Raw genomic sequence first — 21,170 nt, 5'->3', positions numbered from 1 at the left:
GAGATCGGTCGTTCCTGTGTTGGCCGTAATGAGCTTTTTCGGGTGCGATGAGCGCCCGCAATCAGTGAGGAACATATGAGAATTCACAGTGCTGGTCACAGCCTGCCCGCGCCAGGCCCTAGCGTGGAAACCACTGAAAAGGCTGTTCAATCATCATCGGCCCAGAACCCCGCTTCTTGCAGTTCACAAACAGAACGTCCTGAAGCCGGTTCGACTCAAGTGCGACCGAACTACCCTTACTCATCAGTCAAGACACGCTTGCCACCCGTTTCTTCTACAGGGCAGGCCATTTCTGACACGCCATCTTCATTGCCCGGTTACCTGCTGTTACGTCGGCTCGACCGACGTCCACTGGATGAAGACAGTATCAAGGCTCTGGTTCCGGCAGACGAAGCGGTGCGTGAAGCACGCCGCGCGTTGCCCTTCGGCAGGGGCAACATTGATGTGGATGCACAACGTACCCACCTGCAAAGCGGCGCTCGCGCAGTCGCTGCAAAGCGCTTGAGAAAAGATGCCGAGCGCGCTGGCCATGAGCCGATGCCCGGGAATGATGAGATGAACTGGCATGTTCTTGTCGCCATGTCAGGGCAGGTGTTTGGCGCTGGCAACTGTGGCGAACATGCTCGTATAGCAAGCTTCGCTTACGGGGCCCTGGCTCAGGAAAGCGGGCGTAGTCCCCGCGAAAAGATTCATTTGGCCGAGCAGCCCGGAAAAGATCACGTCTGGGCTGAAACGGATAATTCCAGCGCTGGCTCTTCGCCCATCGTCATGGACCCGTGGTCTAACGGCGCAGCCATTTTGGCGGAGGACAGCCGGTTTGCCAAAGATCGCAGTGCGGTAGAGCGAACATATTCATTCACCCTTGCAATGGCAGCTGAAGCCGGCAAGGTTACGCGTGAAACCGCCGAGAACGTTCTGACCCACACGACAAGCCGTCTGCAGAAACGTCTTGCTGATCAGTTGCCGAACGTCTCACCGCTTGAAGGAGGCCGCTATCAGCAGGAAAAGTCGGTGCTTGATGAGGCGTTCGCCCGACGAGTGAGCGACAAGTTGAATAGTGACGATCCACGGCGTGCGTTGCAGATGGAAATTGAAGCTGTTGGTGTTGCAATGTCGCTGGGTGCCGAAGGCGTCAAGACGGTCGCCCGACAGGCGCCAAAGGTGGTCAGGCAAGCCAGAAGCGTCGCGTCGTCTAAAGGCATGCCTCCACGAAGATAATGTATCGATCCGTACGTTAAGCAATAAAAAACTCATCGCTCTGCCAATGATTAATTTTCAAGAAAACAGGTCATAGAGTTCGGTACTGTAAAACTGCACTGCGCAAACGTTCGGGATTAGACGGTGTCAGAGCGTCTCGTAAACGAAGTACGGTCAGACGGTCTGACTGACGGATCACACCTTGATGCGTGTGTATAACGCTCTGACTGCAAAGATCGGCGGCCTTCTGCTTGTGTTGACCATGGTAGGTACTTCGTTACCTGCGTACGCTGTAAACGATTGTGATATGGACGACGAAAACAGTACCGATGCCAGGTGTGGTGGTAACGACAAGGACCTGGATAACGACAACGTCACTGACGCTGCATTTGGTGGCAATGACAAGGATATGGACAACGACCATCACACCGATGCGGCCTTCGGCGGAACTGATCGCGATCTTGATAACGACAACAACACTGACAAATACCACGGCAGCGTGCCCTCTGCCGCTAAAAAGTAGCAACGCGGCCGAACGTGTTATTTCGTGCTTCGAGCCTGATTCTCAGTTAATAGGGGGAGATCGCGGATTATGTCAGACCACTTTCCACCAGACGAAAAAAAGACCTTGAAATTCAAGGTCTTTTTTAAAGGTGGTGCCCCGAGGGAGAATCGAACTCCCACTTCTTTCGAAAACGGATTTTGAATCCGCCGCGTCTACCAATTCCGCCATCAGGGCTCAATGGCGGCGAAGTATAAGGATGAGTTTTCCGTTGGTCAACAGGGATTTACGCAGGTTTTTTACTAATGCCGCCAAACCGGATAAACTTCCCGGCCCTGCTAAACGAACCCGATCATGCGCGTCGCTGACTTTACCTTCGAACTCCCCGATTCCCTGATTGCTCGCCATCCACTGGCCGAGCGTCGTAGTAGTCGTCTGTTGACCCTCGACGGGCCGACTGGCGCGCTGGCACATCGTCAATTCACTGATTTGCTTGAGCATTTGCGCCCGGGCGATTTGATGGTGTTCAACAATACCCGTGTGATTCCCGCGCGGCTGTTCGGGCAGAAGGCGTCCGGCGGCAAGCTGGAGATTCTGGTCGAGCGCGTGCTGGACAGCCATCGTGTGCTGGCGCATGTGCGTTCCAGCAAGTCGCCCAAGCCTGGCTCGTCGATTCTGATCGATGGCGGTGGCGAGGCCGAGATGGTTGCGCGGCATGACGCGCTGTTCGAGCTGCGCTTTGCCGAAGAGGTTCTGCCGTTGCTGGAGCGTGTCGGCCATATGCCGTTGCCTCCTTATATAGACCGCCCGGATGAGGGCGCGGACCGTGAGCGCTATCAGACTGTTTACGCGCAGCGTGCAGGCGCTGTGGCTGCACCAACTGCCGGCCTGCATTTCGATCAGCCGCTGCTGGAGGCGATCGCCGCCAAGGGCGTCGAGACTGCGTTCGTCACGCTGCACGTCGGCGCGGGTACGTTCCAGCCGGTGCGCGTCGAGCAGATCGAAGATCACCACATGCACAGCGAGTGGCTGGAAGTTGGCCAGGACGTGGTCGACGCCGTGGCCGCATGCCGTGCGCGAGGCGGGCGGGTGATTGCCGTCGGGACCACCAGCGTCCGCTCGCTGGAGAGTGCCGCGCGTGATGGCGAACTGAAACCGTTCAGCGGCGACACCGACATCTTCATCTATCCGGGGCGGCCATTTCATGTGGTCGATGCCTTGGTGACCAATTTCCATTTGCCTGAATCCACGCTGTTGATGCTGGTTTCGGCGTTCGCCGGTTATCCCGAGACGATGGCGGCTTACGCTGCGGCCATCGAGCACGGCTACCGCTTCTTCAGTTACGGTGATGCGATGTTCATCACCCGCAATCCCGCGCCGACGGCCCCACAGGAATCGGCACCAGAGGATCACGCATGAGTCGCACCTGTCGTATGTCTTTCGAGTTGTTGGCCACCGACGGCAAGGCCCGTCGCGGTCGCCTGACCTTTCCGCGTGGTGTAGTCGAGACCCCGGCGTTCATGCCGGTGGGCACCTATGGGACGGTCAAGGGCATGCTGCCGCGTGATATCGAGGCCACTGGTGCGCAGATGATTCTGGGCAACACGTTTCACCTGTGGCTGCGTCCGGGCACTGAAGTCATCAAGGGCCACGGTGACCTGCACGATTTCATGCAGTGGAAGGGACCGATTCTGACCGACTCCGGCGGTTTTCAGGTGTTCAGCCTGGGCGCGATGCGCAAGATCAAGGAGGAGGGCGTGACCTTCGCCTCGCCGGTTGATGGTGCCAAGGTGTTCATGGGGCCGGAAGAGTCGATGCAGGTTCAGCGTGATCTGGGCTCGGACGTCGTGATGATCTTCGACGAATGCACGCCGTACCCGGCCGACGAAGATGTAGCGCGGGTCTCCATGGAGCTGTCGTTGCGTTGGGCCAAGCGCTCCAAGGTTGCGCATGGCGAAAACACTGCTGCGCTGTTCGGCATCGTTCAGGGTGGCATGCACGAGAACCTGCGCAAGCGTTCGCTGGAAGGCCTGGACGAGATCGGCTTTGACGGTCTGGCGATCGGCGGCCTGTCGGTAGGCGAACCCAAGCACGAGATGATCAAGGTGCTGGACTATCTGCCGGGCCTTATGCCAGCAGACAAACCTCGTTACTTGATGGGCGTAGGCAAGCCGGAAGATCTGGTCGAAGGTGTGCGCCGCGGCGTTGACATGTTCGACTGTGTGATGCCGACCCGCAACGCTCGCAACGGCCACTTGTTTACCGATGCCGGTGTGCTGAAAATTCGTAACGCGTTCCATCGCCACGACAATTCGCCGCTGGATCCGACCTGCGACTGCTACACCTGCAAGAACTTCTCGCGCGCTTATCTGCATCACCTGGACAAGTGCGGAGAAATGCTGGGGAGCATGCTGAATACGATCCACAATTTGCGCCACTACCAGCTGCTTATGGCTGGTTTGCGCGAGGCTATTCAACAGGGTACATTGGCCGCCTTCGTCGATGCCTTCTATGCCAAACGCGGCCTTCCAACGCCGCCTCTGGGTTGAAACAGAACGAGTTTTTCCTGCTTTTTTATACTAATTATGTAACTGGAGCGACAAATGAGCTTTTTCATCTCTCCCGCTTTTGCGGATGCTGCTGCACCGGCTGCCGGTCCTGCGGGCAGTGGTTTCGAGTGGATTTTCCTGGTCGGCTTCCTGGTCATCTTCTACCTGATGATCTGGCGTCCACAGGCCAAGCGCGCCAAAGAGCAGAAAAACCTGCTGGGCAACCTGCAGAAAGGCGATGAAGTTGTGACCAGCGGCGGCATCGCGGGCAAGATCAACAAAGTGACCGACGACTTCGTAGTGATCGAGGTGTCGGACACCGTTGAGCTGAAAATCCAGAAGGGCGCCATCGCGGCCACTCTGCCAAAAGGCACCCTGAAAGCGATCTGAGCAGTAACTTTTTACCCATCGACGGGGCGCGCAAGGCGCCCCGCGTTTTAAGCGGGCGGCGTGATGCTGAACAAATACCCTCTGTGGAAATACATACTGATCCTGGCGGTGCTGGTGGTCGGTTTTATTTATTCCGCACCCAATCTCTACCCTGATGATTCTGCCATCCAGATCAGCGGTGCAAGTACTGCACTGCAAGTCAATCAGGCAGACGTGGATCGTGCAGCCAAGGCGCTTGCCGATGCAGGCATCTCGGTCAAGGCTTCTTCTCTGGCCGAGAATGGCAAGGGCGGTTTGTTGCGTCTGAGCAAGCAGGAAGACCAGTTGCCAGCCAAGGATGTCGTGCGCAAGGCGCTGGGTGACGACTATGTCGTTGCGCTGAACCTGGCGCGTACCACGCCGACCTGGTTGCGTAACCTGGGTGCAAGCCCGATGAAACTCGGTCTCGACCTGTCCGGTGGTGTGCACTTCCTGCTGGAAGTCGACATGGACAAGGCGATCGATGCACGTCTGAAAGTCTACGAAGGCGAAGTCAAATCCCTGTTGCGCAAGGAAAAAGTGCGTTATCGCAGCCTGCCGCAGCTGGGCAATGTGATTCAGCTGGGCTTTAGCGATGACGCAGAGCGCGAGCAGGCTCGTGCACTGGTGCGCAAGACCTTCACCGATTTCGAAATCACGCCTGCCGAGCTGAACGGTATTCCCGTGCTGCGCATGGCGCTGACCCCGGCCAAACTGGCCGAGATTCGCGAATACTCGATCAAGCAGAACCTGACTACCGTGCGTAATCGGGTCAACGAGCTGGGTGTTGCCGAGCCGCTGGTTCAGCGCCAGGGTGCCAACCGCATCGTGGTCGAGCTGCCGGGTGTGCAGGACACGGCCGAAGCCAAGCGTATTCTGGGCAAGACCGCCAACCTCGAATTCCGTCTGGGTGCAGGCCCGGATGATTCGAAAGGCACCACCGAAATGTTCGAATTCCGCGAAGGCGGTCGTCCGGCAGCGGCGGTGGAGCGTGGTCTGATCATCACCGGCGATCAGGTGACTGACGCCAAGGCCAGCTTCGACGAACATGGCCGTCCACAGGTGAACATCAATCTTGATGGCCACGGTGGCGAGCTGATGAGCCGCGCAACCCGCAGTAATGTCGGTCGCAGCATGGCGGTGATCTTCATCGAGCAGCGTCCGACCACCACTTACACCAAGCAGATGGTCAACGGCGTCGAGAAAGACGTGCCGGTGCAGACCTTCAAGGAAGAAAAGAAAATCATCAGTCTGGCGACCATTCAGTCGCCGCTGGGCAGTCAGTTCCGGATTACCGGTCTGAACGGTCAGGGTGAGTCTTCCGAGCTGGCGCTGCTGTTGCGTGCCGGTGGTCTGGCGGCACCGATGTACTTCGCTGAAGAACGTACCATTGGCCCGAGCCTGGGTGCCGACAACATTACCAAGGGTATCGATGCTTCCCTGTGGGGCATGCTGTTCGTCTCGCTGTTCATCATGGCGATCTACCGCTTCTTCGGTCTGATCGCGACCGTCGCACTGGCTTTGAACATGGTCATGCTGCTGGCACTGATGTCCTTGCTGGGTGCAACACTGACCCTGCCAGGTATCGCCGGTATCGTGTTGACCATGGGTATGGCGGTGGATGCCAACGTGCTGATCTTCTCGCGTATTCGTGAAGAGATCGCCAATGGCATGACGGTCCAGCGCGCTATCAACGAAGGTTTCGATCGTGCCTACACGGCGATCCTCGACGCCAACCTGACGACGCTGCTGGTCGGCGGCATTCTCTTTGCGATGGGCACCGGCCCGGTCAAAGGGTTTGCGGTGACCATGTCGCTCGGGATCTTTACCTCGATGTTCACGGCCATCATGGTGACCCGCGCTATGGTCAACCTGATCTACGGCGGTCGTGACTTCAAGAAGTTGTGGATTTAAGGGGCTGCCATGTTACGTACCATCAACTTCATGGGCGTTCGCAATGTTGCGTTCGCCATCACGATGCTCCTTACCGCACTGGCGCTGTTCAGCTGGTTCCATAAAGGGCTCAACTTTGGTCTGGACTTCACCGGCGGTACGCTCATCGAGCTGACCTACGAGCGTCCAGCCGATCTGGGCAAGGTGCGCCAGGAGCTGGTTTCGGCGGGCTATCACGAAGCCGTTGTTCAGAGCTTTGGTGCCACCACTGACTTGCTGGTGCGCATGCCGGGTGAAGACCCGCAACTGGGCACTCAGGTGGCCGAAGCGCTGCGCAAGGCCGGTGCCGATAACCCGGCAGTGGTCAAGCGTGTCGAGTTCGTCGGTCCGCAGGTGGGTGAAGAGCTGCGCGATCAGGGCGGCCTCGGCATGCTGATGGCGTTGGGCGGTGTTCTGATCTACCTGGCGTTCCGCTTCCAGTGGAAATTTGCCGTCGGGGCGATCATCTCGCTGATCCACGACGTGGTGGTGACGATGGGTATCCTGTCGTTCTTCCAGATCACCTTCGACCTGACGGTGCTGGCGGCGGTGCTGGCGATCATCGGTTACTCGCTGAACGACACCATTGTGGTCTTCGACCGGGTACGCGAAAACTTCCGCCTACTGCGCAAGGCTTCGCTGATCGAGAACATCAACATCTCCACCACGCAGACACTGCTGCGTACCATTGCCACTTCGGTCTCAACCCTGTTGGCGATTGTTGCACTGTGGGCGTTTGGCGGCGACAGCCTGGAAGGCTTCTCCATCGCGTTGTTCATCGGTGTTCTGGCGGGTACTTACTCGTCCATCTACATCGCCAACGTGGTGCTGATCTGGCTGAACCTGACCACTGAGGACCTGATTCCTCCAGTGGTCGTCGAGAAGGCCGACGATCTTCCGTAGATCCGGCCATCATAAAAAAGGCGCGAGTGCTGAACTCGCGCCTTTTTTTATGCTCCAAGGCTAGGCATTGCGCAGTCATGCTGCGTTTCGATTGGTCAGGAGGTTCAAGTGAACAAGTCTATGCTTGTTGGTGCTGTGTTAGGTGCTGCTGTCGTGACTGCTGGCGGCGCCGTTGCCACCTATAGCTTGGTCAAGGGTGGTCCTGAGTATGCGGATGTATTGGCAGTAGAGCCGATCAACCAGCAGATCAAAACCCCCCGTGAAGTTTGCAAGGACGTAACCGTTACTCGTCAGGCGCCGGTCAAGGACCAGCATCAGATCGTAGGTAGCGTTATTGGCGCGGTTGCCGGTGGTTTGCTGGGTAACCAGATCGGTGGCGGTAACGGCAAGAAGATCGCTACAGTCGCGGGTGCGGTAGGTGGTGGTTATGCGGGCAACAAGGTTCAGGAAGGCATGCAGGAGCGTGATACCTACACCACTACGCAGAACCGCTGCACGACGGTCAACGATGTGAGCGACAAGGTTGTGGGCTACAACGTCAAATACAAGTTGAACGAGAAAGTGGGTCAGGTTCGTATGGAGCGTGATCCGGGCAGCCAGATTCCGGTCGACAAGAATGGTCAGCTGATATTGGGTCAGGCGCAGTAACGCCAGCCGCTGAGCTTTAGAAGACATAAAAAAACCGGCTTTCGCCGGTTTTTTTACGTCTGCAGCTTAGCGTTTGAGCGAAGGCGGCAGGTGCGGTGCGATTGCGGTCAGTACGGCCTTGAAGCATTTGGTGTTGCCGGCAACGATATGGCCTTTCTCGAGGAAGTCGTGACCGCCGGTGAAATCGCTGACCAGACCGCCTGCTTCCTGAATCAGCAGAGCGCCTGCTGCCATGTCCCATTCGGACAGGCCCGACTCCCAGAACGCATCGAAACGACCGGCAGCTACGTAAGCCAGATCGAGGCTTGCAGCGCCTGCGCGACGGATGCCGGCGGTCTGGCCTACCAGGCTGCGGAACATGCCCAGGTAGTTTTCGATGTTGTCCATCTGGTTGTCACGGAACGGGAAGCCGGTGCCCAGCAGTGCGCCTTCCAGGCTCTTGCGCTGGCTGACGCGCAGACGGCGACCGTTCAGGGCAGCGCCGCGACCACGGCTGGCGGTGAATTCTTCCTGGCGAACCGGGTCCAGAACAACAGCGTGCTCAAGGCGACCGCGATATTTGCAGGCGATGCTGACCGCAAAGTGCGGGATGCCGCGAACGAAGTTGGTAGTGCCGTCCAGTGGGTCGATGATCCACAGGTAGTCGGTGCCTTCGCCGCTGCCTTCGTGCAGGCCGCTTTCTTCGCCGAGAATGCCGTGAGTCGGGTAGGCCTTGCGCAGAGCGGTGATGATGCTTTGCTCGGCAGCTCGGTCGATCTCTGTGACGTAGTCTTTGGCTTCTTTTTCGTCAACCTTGATGGTATCCAGGCGCTCGATGGAGCGGAAAATCAATTCGCTGGCGCTGCGGGCGGCGCGCAGCGCGATATTCAGCATGGGCTGCATGGATAATTCACCTAAGGTTGTTAAAGAGAGCCGGGCATTCTATGGGCTGATTCGAATTATTTCCAGCCTTGCGTGGTTACGGTTGTCGGGTTCGTGTGGATTTTTTCATGTCGCAAGCGGTCAGTTCCGATCTTCCGGCCCGCACAGCTTCATAGCGTTAGTCGAACCGTTTCTGTAAGATTTGCCCCCCTAATTCGCGTCAGTGAGCGTTCGCTTTGTTGCAGAACATTCGTGTTGTCCTGGTCGGCACTACCCATCCCGGAAATATCGGCGGGGCCGCTCGCGCCATGAAAAACATGGGGCTTTCGCGTCTGGTGCTGGTCGATCCGCGCATCTTTCCTTCGCCTGATGCCGATGCGCGTGCGTCAGGCGCCACCGATATTCTTGAAGGTGCGCAGGTTGTTGCGACTCTTGAAGACGCGTTGGTCGGCTGTCGTCTGGTGCTCGGTACCAGTGCGCGTGATCGCAGTTTGCCGTGGCCGTTGCTCGATCCGCGCGCTTCCGGTGAAAAAGTCATCGAGCAGGCCGGGGAGGGCGCGGAAGTGGCGCTGGTCTTCGGTCGCGAGCACGCCGGCCTGACCAATGAAGAGCTGCAGCGTTGCCACTTCCATGTGCACATCCCGTCGGACCCCGGGTTCAGCTCGCTGAACCTCGCCGCGGCTGTGCAGGTGCTCAGCTACGAAGTGCGCATGGCCTGGCTGGCGGCTTCGGCACACTCAGAGCAGGGCGAAACGCCCAAGGCAGTCTCGGCGCATAACGCCGAGCTGGCGACGATGGATGAGATGGAAGGCTTTTACACGCACCTTGAAGCCACGCTTGTGGCCATCGGTTTCCTTGATCCGGAAAAACCACGTCATCTGATGGCACGACTGCGCAGGCTATACGGGCGTAGCGAGGTCGAGCGATCCGAACTGAGTATCCTGCGCGGTGTGCTCACCGAAACCCAGAAAGCCGCACGCGGTGAGCCCTACAAGCGGAAGGATCAGTAATGTTCAAGCGTCTGCGAGAAGACATTCAAAGCGTATTCCATCGTGACCCTGCTGCGCGCAACGCCTTTGAGGTGCTGACCTGTTATCCGGGCATGCATGCCATCTGGCTGCACCGCTTTGCGCACATTCTGTGGCGCAACGGCTGGAAGTGGCTCGCGCGGCTGGTCTCCAACTTCGGTCGCTGGATGACCGGTATCGAGATCCACCCGGGGGCGCGCATCGGTCGCCGTTTTTTCATCGACCACGGCATGGGCATCGTGATCGGCGAAACCGCCGAGATCGGCAATGACGTAACGCTTTACCAGGGCGTGACCCTGGGCGGTACCAGTTGGAATGCCGGCAAGCGTCACCCGACGCTGGAAGATGGCGTAGTGGTCGGGGCGGGTGCCAAGGTGCTCGGGCCGTTCACAGTGGGTGCCGGTGCCAAGATTGGTTCCAACGCAGTGGTGACCAAGGCGGTGCCTGCGGGGGCAACTGCCGTGGGCATTCCGGGGCGCATCATCGTCAAGTCCGACGATGAAACCGAAGCCCGGCGCAAGGTCATGGCTGAAAAGCTCGGTTTCGACGCGTACGGCGTCAGCGCCGACATGCCGGACCCTATCGCTCGCGCCATTGGCCAGTTGCTCGACCATTTGCAGGCTGTCGACGGCCGTCTTGAGGGCATGTGCGATGCGCTCGGCAGGCTGGGCAGTGATTATTGCGCCAAAGACCTTCCCGAGCTGCGTGATGAAGTATTCGACTGCGTCAAGGATCGCCACGAAGACAAGGTTGGCTAGGCGACACGGCGGCGTGACGCGTGCCATTACGCCGCACCTTTGCTATGATACAGCCCGCGCTTTTCGCTAATCCCGACTGTTTTACTTGGTCTAATAGTTGACTCTTTTACTCGGGAATAGCATACTCGCTCTCATTCCGAACCTCTGCGGTATACGCCATGCGACTGACTACTAAAGGCCGATACGCTGTAACAGCCATGCTTGACCTGGCGTTGCACGCGCAGAACGGGCCAGTGTCTCTGGCCGACATCTCCGAGCGGCAGGGTATTTCCCTGTCCTACCTCGAGCAGCTGTTCGCCAAGCTGCGTCGCGGCAATCTGGTTTCCAGTGTTCGTGGTCCAGGTGGTGGTTACCAGCTGTCGCGCGACATGAAAGGCATCCAGGTTGCTCAAGTCGTCGATGCAGTCAATGAATCGGTCGACGCCACGCGGTGTCAGGGTCTGGGCGATTGCCATGCTGGCGATACCTGCCTGACCCACCACTTGTGGTGTGACCTGAGCCAGCAGATTCACGAATTTCTAAGCGGTATCAGCTTGGCGGATCTTGTCACTCGCCGTGAGGTACAAGAAGTCGCTCAGCGCCAGGATATGCGCCGTGGTCATAACCACATGTCGCAACTGGGTAAGATCGAAACGTCCGCCGTCGAATGAACGCAGATGAATGAGCGGTGCGCCTGCCTGATAGGAGAGCTTCAATGAAATTGCCAATTTACCTCGACTACTCCGCGACGACCCCGGTCGATCCGCGTGTCGCGCAGAAAATGATCGATTGCCTGACCGTCGAAGGAAACTTCGGCAACCCGGCCTCGCGCTCCCACGTCTTTGGCTGGAAAGCCGAAGAAGCGGTCGAGAACGCTCGTCGTCAGGTCGCTGATCTGGTCAACGCCGATCCGCGCGAAATCGTCTGGACCTCGGGTGCCACTGAATCCAACAACCTGGCTATTAAAGGTGTTGCGCATTTCTACGCCAGCAAAGGCAAGCACCTGATCACGTCGAAGGTCGAACACAAGGCTGTCCTCGACACCACTCGCCAGCTTGAACGCGAAGGTTTCGAAGTTACCTACATCGAGCCAGGTGAAGACGGTCTGATCACGCCTGCCATGATTGAAGCGGCACTGCGCGACGACACCATCCTGGTTTCGGTCATGCATGTGAACAATGAGATCGGCACTATCAACGACATCGCTGCGATCGGTGAACTGACCCGTTCGCGTGGCGTGCTGTTCCACGTTGACGGCGCGCAGTCGACCGGCAAGGTTGAAATCGATCTGGCCAGCCTCAAGGTTGACCTCATGTCGTTCTCGGCGCACAAGACCTATGGTCCTAAAGGTATCGGCGCGCTCTACGTCAGCCGCAAGCCGCGTGTTCGCCTTGAAGCGACCATGCACGGCGGCGGTCACGAGCGTGGCATGCGTTCCGGTACTCTAGCGACCCACCAGATCGTCGGTATGGGCGAAGCATTCCGCATTGCCAAGGAAGAAATGGCTGCTGAAAACGTGCGCATCAAGGCACTCAGCGATCGTTTCTTCAAGCAGGTCGAAAATCTGGAAGAGCTGTACGTCAACGGCAGCCTGACTGCACGCGTGCCGCACAACCTGAACCTGAGCTTCAACTACGTCGAAGGCGAGTCGCTGATCATGGCGCTCAAGGATCTGGCGGTATCGTCCGGTTCGGCCTGTACCTCGGCCTCGCTTGAGCCTTCGTATGTGCTGCGTGCCCTGGGTCGCAACGATGAGCTGGCGCACAGCTCGATTCGTTTCACCTTCGGCCGTTTCAGCACTGAAGAAGAAATTGATTACGCCGCGCAGAAGGTTTGCGAGGCTGTCACCCGGCTGCGCACACTTTCGCCGCTGTGGGACATGTTCAAAGACGGCGTCGACATCTCCAAGATCGAGTGGGCGGCGCACTAATTTAAAGTCGCCTCCAACACAGGTCATGTGCAATTGCGCGTGACCTGCAGAGCGGCTCCCTGATGTGAGAGGAATAGAATCATGGCTTACAGCGAAAAGGTCATCGACCACTACGAGAACCCACGTAACGTCGGCAAGATGAACGCGGAAGATCCTGATGTCGGCACCGGCATGGTCGGCGCTCCAGCGTGCGGCGACGTAATGCGTTTGCAGATCAAGGTCAACGAGCAGGGCGTTATCGAAGACGCCAAGTTCAAGACCTACGGCTGCGGTTCGGCCATTGCCTCCAGCTCGCTGGCGACCGAGTGGATGAAAGGCAAGACTCTGGATGAAGCAGAGACCATCAAGAACACTCAGCTGGCTGAAGAGCTGGCGCTGCCGCCGGTCAAGATTCACTGCTCGGTACTCGCTGAAGACGCCATCAAGGCCGCCGTTCGCGATTACAAGCAGAAGAAAGGTCTGCTGTAAGCAGGCAGGCTTTTCAAGAGAAGCTTGCAACAGAGTCAACTGCAACAGGCTAATGCAACAGGCTAAGGAGTTCCGATGGCTATCAGCATGACAGAAGCTGCCGCTAACCACGTACGACGTTCCCTTGAGGGACGCGGCAAGGGTGATGGCGTTCGTCTGGGTGTTCGCACCACAGGCTGTTCAGGTCTTGCCTATGTGCTTGAGTTCGTCGATGAGGCGGCTGGCGAAGACACTGTGTTTGAAATGCACGGCGTCAAGGTGATCATTGACCCGAAAAGTCTGGTCTATCTGGATGGCACCGAGCTCGACTTCGTGCGTGAAGGGTTGAATGAAGGCTTCAAGTTCAACAACCCCAACTCGCGCGGTGAGTGCGGCTGTGGCGAAAGCTTCAACGTCTGAGGCTTTTATTGTGGGTACTCCCTGTCACTTCGCCCTGTTCGATCTCAAGCCCGAGTTTCAGCTTGATCTTGACCAGTTGGGCACTCGTTACCGTGAGCTTGCGCGCAATGTGCATCCGGATCGTTTTGCGGATGCCCCAGAGCGTGAGCAGCGTGTGGCGCTGGAGCGTTCGGCCAGTCTCAACGAGGCTTATCAGACCCTGAAAAGCCCGCCGAAAAGGGCGCGCTACCTGTTGGCAATGAATGGCAACGAGGTACCGCTTGAGGTCACCGTGCACGATCCCGAGTTCCTTCTGCAGCAGATGCAATTGCGCGAACACCTCGAGGACTTGCAGGACAAGGCTGATCTCGACGGCGTTGCGAACTTCAAGCGCCAGCTCAAGGTCGCTCAGGACGAGCTGAACCAGAGCTTCGCGGCCTGTTGGAATGATGCTGCACAACGCGAGCACGCTGAAAAGCTGATGCGGCGTATGCAGTTTCTCGACAAGCTCTCTCACGAAGTGCGCCAGTTAGAAGAGCGCCTCGACGATTAACCCCGCGCGGCTTCGGCCGCGCGCCAGTGATTATTCTGAACAGCATGGCTTTACTGCAGATCGCCGAACCCGGCCTGAGTCCTCAACCGCACCAGCGTCGTCTGGCTGTGGGTATCGACCTGGGCACCACCAATTCTCTGGTTGCTGCAGTGCGCAGCGGCCTGTCTGAACCGCTGGCCGATGCAGAGGGGCAGGTCATTCTGCCGTCTGCCGTGCGCTATCACGCTGATCGTGTCGAAGTAGGGCAGTCAGCGAAGATCGCCGCCTCCCAGGATCCGTTCAATACCGTTCTGTCAGTCAAGCGCCTCATGGGGCGCGGGCTGACTGACGTCAAGCAATTGGGCGAGCAACTGCCGTACCGGTTTGTTGGCGGTGAGTCGCACATGCCGTTCATCGACACCGTGCAGGGGCCGAAAAGTCCTGTTGAAGTGTCTGCCGACATTCTCAAGGTCCTGCGCGAACGCGCCGAGTCCACGCTGGGTGGCGAACTGGTGGGGGCGGTGATTACCGTGCCTGCTTATTTCGACGACTCTCAGCGCCAGGCGACCAAGGATGCCGCCAGACTTGCCGGCCTCAATGTGTTGCGCCTGCTTAATGAGCCAACGGCTGCTGCCGTTGCCTATGGTCTGGATCAGAAAGCCGAAGGCGTGGTTGCCATCTATGATCTGGGCGGCGGAACCTTCGACATCTCGATCCTGCGCCTGACCGGCGGTGTGTTTGAAGTACTGGCCACTGGCGGGGATACCGCTCTGGGTGGCGATGACTTCGATCATGCGATAGCCAACTGGATTGTCACTGATGCCGGTCTGTCTGCCGATATCGACCCTTCCGCGCAACGCAGCCTGCTGCAGGCTGCCTGCTCGGCCAAGGAAGCGCTGACTGACGTCGAGTCTGTCGAGGTCGCCTACGGTGACTGGCGTGGCACGCTGACCCGCGAGGCGCTCAATGCGCTGATCGAGCCTATGGTCGCGCGCAGTCTCAAGGCCTGTCGTCGTGCGGTGCGTGATACCGGTATCGAGCTTGAAGAAGTCGAGGCGGTGGTCATGGTCGGCGGTTCGACCCGAGTTCCACGCGTACGCGAAGCGGTGGCCGAGCTGTTCGGTCGTCAGCCATTGACCCAGATTGACCCGGATCAAGTGGTGGCCATAGGAGCTGCGATCCAGGCCGATACGCTGGCAGGCAACAAGCGTGACGGTGGCGAACTGCTATTGCTCGATGTGATTCCGCTCTCGCTGGGGCTGGAAACCATGGGCGGGCTGATGGAAAAGGTCATTCCGCGCAACACCACCATCCCTGTAGCGCGTGGTCAGGAATTCACCACGTACAAGGATGGCCAGACGGCCATGAAGATTCATGTTCTGCAGGGCGAGCGCGAGTTGATCAGTGACTGCCGTTCCCTTGCACGTTTCGAATTGCGCGGCATTCCGCCGATGGTCGCGGGTGCGGCAAAGATTCGTGTCACCTTCCAGGTTGATGCTGACGGTCTGCTCAGCGTTTCGGCGCGTGAAATGGGCTCGGGTATCGAGTCGAGCATTCAGGTCAAGCCTTCCTATGGGCTGACCGATGACGAAGTCACCCGCATGCTCAAGGACTCCTTCGAGTATGCCGGCGACGACAAGGTCGCTCGTGTGCTGCGCGAGCACCAGGTTGACGCCGAGCGCTTGCTCGAAGCGGTTCAAGGTGCCCTTGAGGCTGATGGTGAGCGTCTTCTCGACGAAGAAGAGCGCCTGGTCATCAACCTGCAGATGAACGAATTACGTGAATTGATGCAAGGCACCGATGGTTATGCCATCGAGCAGCAGACCAAGCGTCTGTCGCAGGTGACCGACGCATTTGCTGCCCGACGCCTCGATTCGACGGTAAAAGCCGCACTGGCCGGGCGCAACTTGAATGAGATTGAGGAATAACTGATGCCGCAGGTGATTTTTCTGCCCCACGCCGAGCATTGTCCGGACGGGCTGGTTGTAGAAGTGGAGCCGGGCACGTCTATTCTCGATATTGCCCACGAGCACCACATCGAGATTGAAAGCGCCTGTGGTGGCGTGTGTGCCTGTACCACCTGCCATTGCATCATCCGCGAAGGTTTCGGTTCGCTGAATGAAGCCGATGAGCTGGAAGAAGACATGCTCGACAAAGCCTGGGGCCTGGAAGCGCAATCGCGTCTGTCCTGTCAGGCCATTGTCGGCAACGAAGACCTCACGGTCGAAATACCCAAGTATTCGCTCAACCACGCCGCTGAAGCGCCACACTGATTCAAGGATTGCTCATGAGTCTCAAATGGGTTGATGTGCAGGAAATCGCCATCCAGCTGGCTGAAAGCCACCCGGATGTCGATCCGCTGACTGTGAGTTTTCCCAGGCTGCGTAATCTGGTCATGGCCTTGCCTGAGTTCGATGACCACCCGGACCGTAGTGGGGAAAAGGTTCTCGAGGCGATCCAAGGGTTATGGATCGAAGAGGCCGATTGACGTTCAGTAACGTACGCAGTTAGGCAATACACCAGAACCCGCGTATAATTCGCGGGTTTAATTTTTCGCTTCAATCACTGCTTCTGGAGTTTCACCATGGCTGTTCAACGTACTTTCTCCATCATCAAGCCTGACGCCGTTGCCAAGAACGTAATCGGCGAGATCACCACTCGTTTCGAAAAAGCCGGTCTGCGCGTTGTCGCTTCCAAGCTGAAGCAACTGTCCAAGGCCGAAGCTGAAGGTTTCTACGCTGAGCACAGCGCTCGCGGTTTCTTCGGCGACCTGATTGCTTTCATGATCTCCGGTCCGGTAGTCGTTCAGGTTCTGGAAGGCGAAAACGCTATCGCTCTGAACCGCGAGCTGATGGGCGCTACCAACCCTAAAGAAGCTGCTGCCGGCACCATCCGTGCTGATTTCGCTGATTCCATCGACGCCAACGCTGTTCACGGCTCCGATTCCGAAGCAGCCGCCGCTCGCGAAATCTCGTACTTCTTCGCAGCTACCGAAGTAACCGCTCGCTAAGTCATTTTTGACTGACGAGTGAAGGGTGAATTCATGATTGCATCGACTGGTAAAACCAACCTGCTGGGGCTGACTCAACAGGAAATGGAGAAATTCTTCGACTCTATCGGGGAGAAGCGCTTCCGTGCCGGTCAGGTCATGAAGTGGATTCACCACTTCGGCGTCGACGATTTCGACGCGATGACGAACGTCAGCAAGGCCCTGCGCGAAAAGCTCAAGGCCTGTGCCGAAGTTCGCGGTCCCGAAGTGGTCAGCGAGGACATCTCCAGCGACGGCACCCGTAAATGGGTGGTGCGCGTAGAGTCCGGCAGCTGTGTCGAGACCGTCTACATTCCGCAGGGCAAGCGTGGCACCTTGTGTGTTTCGTCCCAGGCGGGCTGTGCCCTGGATTGCAGCTTCTGTTCCACGGGCAAGCAAGGCTTCAACAGCAACCTCACCGCCGCCGAAGTCATCGGTCAGGTGTGGATTGCCAACAAATCCTTTGGCAGCGTACCGGCGACCGTCGACCGTGCCATCACCAACGTGGTGATGATGGGCATGGGTGAGCCGCTGCTGAACTTCGACAATGTCATTGCTGCCATGCATCTGATGATGGATGACCTGGGGTATGGCATCTCCAAGCGCCGGGTGACGTTGTCCACCTCCGGTGTGGTACCAATGATCGATGAGCTTTCCAAGCATATCGACGTTTCCCTGGCCTTGTCGCTGCACGCACCGAACGATGCGCTGCGTAACCAGCTGGTGCCGATCAACAAGAAATACCCGCTGCAAATGCTCCTTGATTCCTGCCGCCGTTACATGTCCAGTCTGGGCGAAAAGCGTGTGCTCACCATCGAATACACCATGCTCAAGGATATCAACGACAAGGTTGAACACGCCGTCGAGATGATCGAGCTGCTCAAGGACACGCCTTGCAAGATCAACCTGATCCCGTTCAACCCGTTTCCGCACTCCGGTTACGAGCGTCCCAGCAATAACGCGATCCGTCGTTTTCAGGACCTGTTGCATCAGGCTGGTTATAACGTCACTGTGCGCACCACGCGTGGTGAAGATATTGATGCAGCATGCGGCCAGCTGGTCGGGCAGGTGATGGACCGTACACGCCGTAGTGAACGCTACATTGCTGTGCGTGAGTTGAGCGCCGAGGCCGAGACGGCCCCGGTTGCGGCGACTCGAACCTGACTGCCAACCTGATCGAGAGAGACTCCATGTCTGTGCGTGCCTCGCTGTTGCTATGTGTTGTCATGTTGCTGACGGGGTGCGTATCCACCGGCAACGTCAACCCGATGACAACGGCGCAGGGGCGTGAGGAAGCGCGCAAAGCATATGTGCAGCTTGGGCTGGGTTACTTTCAGCAGGGGCAGACCGAGCGCGCCAAGGTTCCGCTGAAAAAGGCGCTCGAGCTGGACAGTTCCGACGCGCAGGCCAATGCCGCACTGGCGCTGGTGTTCCAGACCGAGATGGAGCCGGAGCTTGCAGAGCAGTACTTTCGCAAGGCGCTGGCTTCCAGTAACAACGAAACACGCATCGTCAATAATTACGGCAGTTTTTTGTTCGAACAAAAGCGTTACAAGGAAGCCTACGAGCGTTTTGAACAGGCCGCTGCCGACAACCTGTATCCTGAGCGGTCGCGAGTCTTTGAGAGCCTGGGCATGACTTCGCTGAAGCTGGGTAATCGCGAGCAGGCCCGTGAGCATTTTACCAAGGCGTTGCGCCTGGACCGTCAGTTGCCAAGGTCCTTGCTGGAAATGGCGCAGATATCCTACGAAGACAAGCAATATGTGCCGGCGCGTGATTATTACGACCGTTTTAGCCAACTCAGCGAGCAAAATGCACGTAGTCTATTGCTCGGTACACGCTTGGCGAAGATCTATGATGATCGTAACAAGGCGGCCAGTTTTGGTCTGCTGTTGAAAAGACTCTATCCCGGTACGCCGGAATATCAGCAATACCTGTCGGAGCAATGATGAAAGCGGCGCATCCCGAAGTTGTAGCAACCACCCGCGTGAACCCTGGAGAAACCCTGCGCCAGGTCCGCGAGAGCAGGAGCTGGTCGCTGCCAGATGTGGCTTTGAGGCTGAACCTCACCGTGACCTCCCTGAGCAATCTGGAGAACGGACATTTTGAAAAGCTGCCTGGGCATACGTTTGCCCGGGGGTATGTACGCGCCTACGCCAAGCTGCTTGACCTCGATCAGGCGGCGCTGGTCGAACAGTTCGACCAGTTCACCGGCACCGATGGCAAGGGCAGTTCGGTCCACGCATTGGGCCGTATCGAAGAGCCGGTCAGGCTGTCACACAACATCCTGCGTATCGTCAGCCTGTTGTTGCTGGTGCTTCTGGTCGGTGGCGGTTTCTTCTGGTGGCAGGATCAGGCTTCTCTGCGTGGCAGGGACCAGTCCGGGCTGAACATGGAGCACGTCGAGGTCGAAAGCGCCGACGGCACCACTCAGATTCACCCGCTGGACGAGCCGGAAGAGCCCGCAGTGGCTGAAACGCCTGCTGCCGGACAGACTTCGCTGCCGTTGAACACCGGTGCGCCTGCCAGTGAATCGCCGAGCGCGACGCCTGCTGCTCCTACTGCAGGTGTTACGAGTCATGCGCCTGCGCAGACACCGGCCACCGCTACGCCGCCAGCAAATGCTCCACAAGCGCCTGTCGCTGCGCCGACCGTACCGTCGATGCCGACCGCACCAGCCGAGCAGCCAGCGCCAGTCATGGCCGGGGCCGGTCAGGTTACTGTGCAGTTCGTCGCCGATTGCTGGACCCAGGTCACTGACGGAAACGGCAAGGTGCTGGTCAGCGGCCTTAAGCGCAAGGGCGACAGCCTGGATGTCAGCGGCAAGCCGCCATTGACGCTGCGCCTGGGCTACGCGCGCGGCGCGCAGGTCAGCTACAACGGTCAGCCTGTAGACGTGGCACCTTTTACCAGCGGCGAAACTGCTCGCCTGAAGCTAGGGCAATAAGTCATGCACGGCGAATCTCCAATCAAGCGTCGCGAATCCCGAAAAATATGGGTCGGTTCCGTACCGGTCGGCGGTGATGCGCCGATTGCCGTGCAGAGCATGACCAACAGCGATACCAACGATGTTGCGGCCACCGTCGCCCAGATCAACCGTCTGGAAGCGGCCGGTGTCGACATCGTGCGTGTTTCTGTACCGGACATGGACGCTGCCGAAGCCTTTGGTCGCATCAAGCAACTGGTCAAAGTGCCATTGGTCGCCGACATCCACTTCGACTATCGCATCGCATTGCGTGTGGCTGAACTGGGTGTCGACTGCCTGCGTATCAATCCGGGCAATATCGGTCGTGAAGACCGGGTGCGGGCCGTGGTCGATGCTGCGCGTGATCGCGGTATTCCGATCCGCATCGGCGTCAACGCCGGGTCGCTAGAAAAAGACCTGCAGAAGAAGTACGGCGAGCCGACGCCAGAGGCGTTGGTGGAGTCTGCGTTGCGCCACGTCGAGCACCTGGAGCGCCTGAACTTTCAGGACTTCAAGGTCAGCGTCAAGGCGTCCGATGTGTTCATGGCCGTCGCAGCCTACCGCCTGCTGGCCAAACAGATCGTCCAGCCGCTGCACCTGGGTATTACCGAAGCTGGCGGCTTGCGTTCAGGCACGGTGAAATCGGCTGTCGGTCTTGGAATGCTGCTTGCCGAAGGAATTGGCGATACTATCCGCATCTCGCTGGCTGCTGATCCGGTCGAGGAAGTGAAAGTCGGGTACGACATCCTCAAATCGTTGCGCCTTCGTTCCCGTGGTATCAACTTCATCGCCTGCCCGAGCTGCTCGCGGCAGAACTTCGATGTGGTCAAGACCATGAACGAGCTTGAAGGTCGCCTTGAAGATTTGCTGGTGCCGCTTGATGTCGCAGTGATCGGTTGTGTAGTCAACGGTCCGGGCGAGGCCAAGGAAGCGCATATCGGCCTGACTGGTGGTACGCCGAACCTGATTTACATCGACGGCAAGCCTGCGCAGAAACTGACCAACGACAATCTCGTGGACGAGCTTGAACGCTTGATTCGCGAGAAAGCGGCTGAAAAGGCCGAAGCCGACGCATCTGTCATCGTGCGCGGCTAACCAGGATTG

24 protein-coding genes and 1 tRNA gene are annotated in these 21,170 nt (G+C 58.2%); 23 read left to right on the top strand and 2 right to left on the bottom strand.

What is annotated here, in order from left to right:
* The first annotated feature begins 123 nt into the window (after nucleotides 1–123).
* On the top strand, nucleotides 124–1,218 hold the full coding sequence (locus RYB66_RS21915; protein WP_225694434.1) for a type III effector: 1,095 nt from the start codon (nucleotides 124–126) through the stop codon (nucleotides 1,216–1,218).
* Nucleotides 1,219–1,504: 286 nt separating this feature from the next.
* Nucleotides 1,505–1,720 (top strand): hypothetical protein, encoded by a 216-nt coding sequence (locus RYB66_RS21910; RefSeq protein WP_371911674.1) that lies wholly within the window; start codon nucleotides 1,505–1,507, stop codon nucleotides 1,718–1,720.
* A gap of 131 nt (nucleotides 1,721–1,851) precedes the next feature.
* On the opposite strand, the gene RYB66_RS21905 is transcribed toward RYB66_RS21910, so the two are convergent.
* A tRNA-Leu gene (locus tag RYB66_RS21905) sits at nucleotides 1,852–1,936 on the bottom strand.
* A 117-nt stretch (nucleotides 1,937–2,053) separates the two neighbouring features.
* Here RYB66_RS21905 and queA point away from each other — a divergent pair.
* From queA to RYB66_RS21875, 6 genes are all read left to right on the top strand, one after another.
* Nucleotides 2,054–3,118, top strand: a complete 1,065-nt coding sequence (gene queA / locus RYB66_RS21900) for a tRNA preQ1(34) S-adenosylmethionine ribosyltransferase-isomerase QueA (protein ID WP_004418793.1) — start codon at nucleotides 2,054–2,056, stop codon at nucleotides 3,116–3,118.
* A gap of 14 nt (nucleotides 3,119–3,132) precedes the next feature.
* Entirely contained in the window at nucleotides 3,133–4,248 is a 1,116-nt protein-coding gene (gene tgt / locus RYB66_RS21895) for a tRNA guanosine(34) transglycosylase Tgt (protein ID WP_117139821.1), read from the top strand.
* A 54-nt stretch (nucleotides 4,249–4,302) separates the two neighbouring features.
* Nucleotides 4,303–4,638, top strand: a complete 336-nt coding sequence (gene yajC, locus RYB66_RS21890) for a preprotein translocase subunit YajC (protein WP_002552468.1) — start codon at nucleotides 4,303–4,305, stop codon at nucleotides 4,636–4,638.
* Between the two features lie 63 nt (nucleotides 4,639–4,701).
* Entirely contained in the window at nucleotides 4,702–6,570 is a 1,869-nt protein-coding gene (gene secD, locus RYB66_RS21885) for a protein translocase subunit SecD (RefSeq protein ID WP_004666080.1), read from the top strand.
* A gap of 9 nt (nucleotides 6,571–6,579) precedes the next feature.
* Nucleotides 6,580–7,491, top strand: coding sequence for a protein translocase subunit SecF (gene secF, locus RYB66_RS21880; protein WP_004666079.1), 912 nt, complete (start codon nucleotides 6,580–6,582; stop codon nucleotides 7,489–7,491).
* Between the two features lie 108 nt (nucleotides 7,492–7,599).
* Entirely contained in the window at nucleotides 7,600–8,139 is a 540-nt protein-coding gene (locus RYB66_RS21875) for a glycine zipper 2TM domain-containing protein (RefSeq protein WP_002552471.1), read from the top strand.
* Nucleotides 8,140–8,205: 66 nt separating this feature from the next.
* Here the strand turns inward: RYB66_RS21875 and suhB are convergent, their stop codons facing one another.
* Nucleotides 8,206–9,021, bottom strand: coding sequence for an inositol-phosphate phosphatase (gene suhB, locus RYB66_RS21870; RefSeq protein ID WP_002552472.1), 816 nt, complete (start codon nucleotides 9,019–9,021; stop codon nucleotides 8,206–8,208).
* 215 nt (nucleotides 9,022–9,236) lie between these two features.
* Here suhB and trmJ point away from each other — a divergent pair, with 215 nt between their 5' ends.
* The 15 genes from trmJ to ispG all read left to right on the top strand — a co-directional run bounded on the left by trmJ (nucleotide 9,237) and on the right by ispG (nucleotide 21,161).
* Entirely contained in the window at nucleotides 9,237–10,010 is a 774-nt protein-coding gene (gene trmJ, locus RYB66_RS21865; RefSeq protein WP_005743350.1) for a tRNA (cytosine(32)/uridine(32)-2'-O)-methyltransferase TrmJ, read from the top strand.
* Nucleotides 10,010–10,786: a serine O-acetyltransferase gene (cysE, locus tag RYB66_RS21860; RefSeq protein ID WP_004656256.1), complete on the top strand. Its 777-nt coding sequence runs from the start codon at nucleotides 10,010–10,012 to the stop codon at nucleotides 10,784–10,786. Before trmJ ends, cysE begins: the two co-directional genes overlap by 1 nt.
* Nucleotides 10,787–10,944: 158 nt before the next feature.
* Nucleotides 10,945–11,436: a Fe-S cluster assembly transcriptional regulator IscR gene (iscR, locus tag RYB66_RS21855; RefSeq protein WP_002552474.1), complete on the top strand. Its 492-nt coding sequence runs from the start codon at nucleotides 10,945–10,947 to the stop codon at nucleotides 11,434–11,436.
* A gap of 44 nt (nucleotides 11,437–11,480) precedes the next feature.
* A complete protein-coding gene (locus RYB66_RS21850; RefSeq protein ID WP_005743351.1) occupies nucleotides 11,481–12,695 on the top strand; it encodes an IscS subfamily cysteine desulfurase in 1,215 nt (404 codons plus the stop codon).
* Nucleotides 12,696–12,776: 81 nt separating this feature from the next.
* The gene (gene iscU, locus RYB66_RS21845; protein ID WP_002552476.1) at nucleotides 12,777–13,163 is read left to right on the top strand and encodes a Fe-S cluster assembly scaffold IscU; all 387 of its coding nucleotides are present in this window, start codon (nucleotides 12,777–12,779) and stop codon (nucleotides 13,161–13,163) included.
* Nucleotides 13,164–13,238: 75 nt separating this feature from the next.
* Nucleotides 13,239–13,562 carry an iron-sulfur cluster assembly protein IscA gene (gene iscA, locus RYB66_RS21840; RefSeq protein ID WP_002552477.1) on the top strand — a complete coding sequence of 108 codons (324 nt, stop codon included), beginning with the start codon at nucleotides 13,239–13,241 and terminating at the stop codon, nucleotides 13,560–13,562.
* A gap of 10 nt (nucleotides 13,563–13,572) precedes the next feature.
* On the top strand, nucleotides 13,573–14,094 hold the full coding sequence (gene hscB / locus RYB66_RS21835) for a co-chaperone HscB (protein WP_117139811.1): 522 nt from the start codon (nucleotides 13,573–13,575) through the stop codon (nucleotides 14,092–14,094).
* A 44-nt stretch (nucleotides 14,095–14,138) separates the two neighbouring features.
* Nucleotides 14,139–16,001, top strand: a complete 1,863-nt coding sequence (gene hscA, locus RYB66_RS21830; protein ID WP_005743353.1) for a Fe-S protein assembly chaperone HscA — start codon at nucleotides 14,139–14,141, stop codon at nucleotides 15,999–16,001.
* Nucleotides 16,002–16,004: 3 nt separating this feature from the next.
* Complete coding sequence (gene fdx / locus RYB66_RS21825) at nucleotides 16,005–16,346, top strand: ISC system 2Fe-2S type ferredoxin (protein ID WP_003433456.1); 342 nt, start codon at nucleotides 16,005–16,007, stop codon at nucleotides 16,344–16,346.
* 14 nt (nucleotides 16,347–16,360) lie between these two features.
* On the top strand, nucleotides 16,361–16,561 hold the full coding sequence (iscX, locus tag RYB66_RS21820) for a Fe-S cluster assembly protein IscX (RefSeq protein ID WP_002552481.1): 201 nt from the start codon (nucleotides 16,361–16,363) through the stop codon (nucleotides 16,559–16,561).
* A 96-nt stretch (nucleotides 16,562–16,657) separates the two neighbouring features.
* The gene (gene ndk / locus RYB66_RS21815) at nucleotides 16,658–17,083 is read left to right on the top strand and encodes a nucleoside-diphosphate kinase (RefSeq protein WP_316895431.1); all 426 of its coding nucleotides are present in this window, start codon (nucleotides 16,658–16,660) and stop codon (nucleotides 17,081–17,083) included.
* A gap of 33 nt (nucleotides 17,084–17,116) precedes the next feature.
* On the top strand, nucleotides 17,117–18,265 hold the full coding sequence (rlmN, locus tag RYB66_RS21810; RefSeq protein ID WP_002552483.1) for a 23S rRNA (adenine(2503)-C(2))-methyltransferase RlmN: 1,149 nt from the start codon (nucleotides 17,117–17,119) through the stop codon (nucleotides 18,263–18,265).
* Nucleotides 18,266–18,291: 26 nt separating this feature from the next.
* On the top strand, nucleotides 18,292–19,050 hold the full coding sequence (gene pilW / locus RYB66_RS21805; protein ID WP_316895429.1) for a type IV pilus biogenesis/stability protein PilW: 759 nt from the start codon (nucleotides 18,292–18,294) through the stop codon (nucleotides 19,048–19,050).
* Nucleotides 19,050–20,048, top strand: coding sequence for a helix-turn-helix domain-containing protein (locus RYB66_RS21800; RefSeq protein ID WP_219171079.1), 999 nt, complete (start codon nucleotides 19,050–19,052; stop codon nucleotides 20,046–20,048). The genes pilW and RYB66_RS21800 overlap by 1 nt, the downstream gene beginning before the upstream one ends.
* A gap of 3 nt (nucleotides 20,049–20,051) precedes the next feature.
* Nucleotides 20,052–21,161, top strand: coding sequence for a flavodoxin-dependent (E)-4-hydroxy-3-methylbut-2-enyl-diphosphate synthase (gene ispG / locus RYB66_RS21795; RefSeq protein ID WP_004656273.1), 1,110 nt, complete (start codon nucleotides 20,052–20,054; stop codon nucleotides 21,159–21,161).
* Nucleotides 21,162–21,170: the final 9 nt, after the last annotated feature.

Source organism: Pseudomonas syringae group sp. 243L2, from assembly GCF_032587875.1.
Taxonomy (GTDB): domain Bacteria; phylum Pseudomonadota; class Gammaproteobacteria; order Pseudomonadales; family Pseudomonadaceae; genus Aquipseudomonas; species Aquipseudomonas amygdali.
Note: the sequence above shows the minus strand (reverse complement) of the source record. Positions and strands in the feature narration are given on the sequence as shown.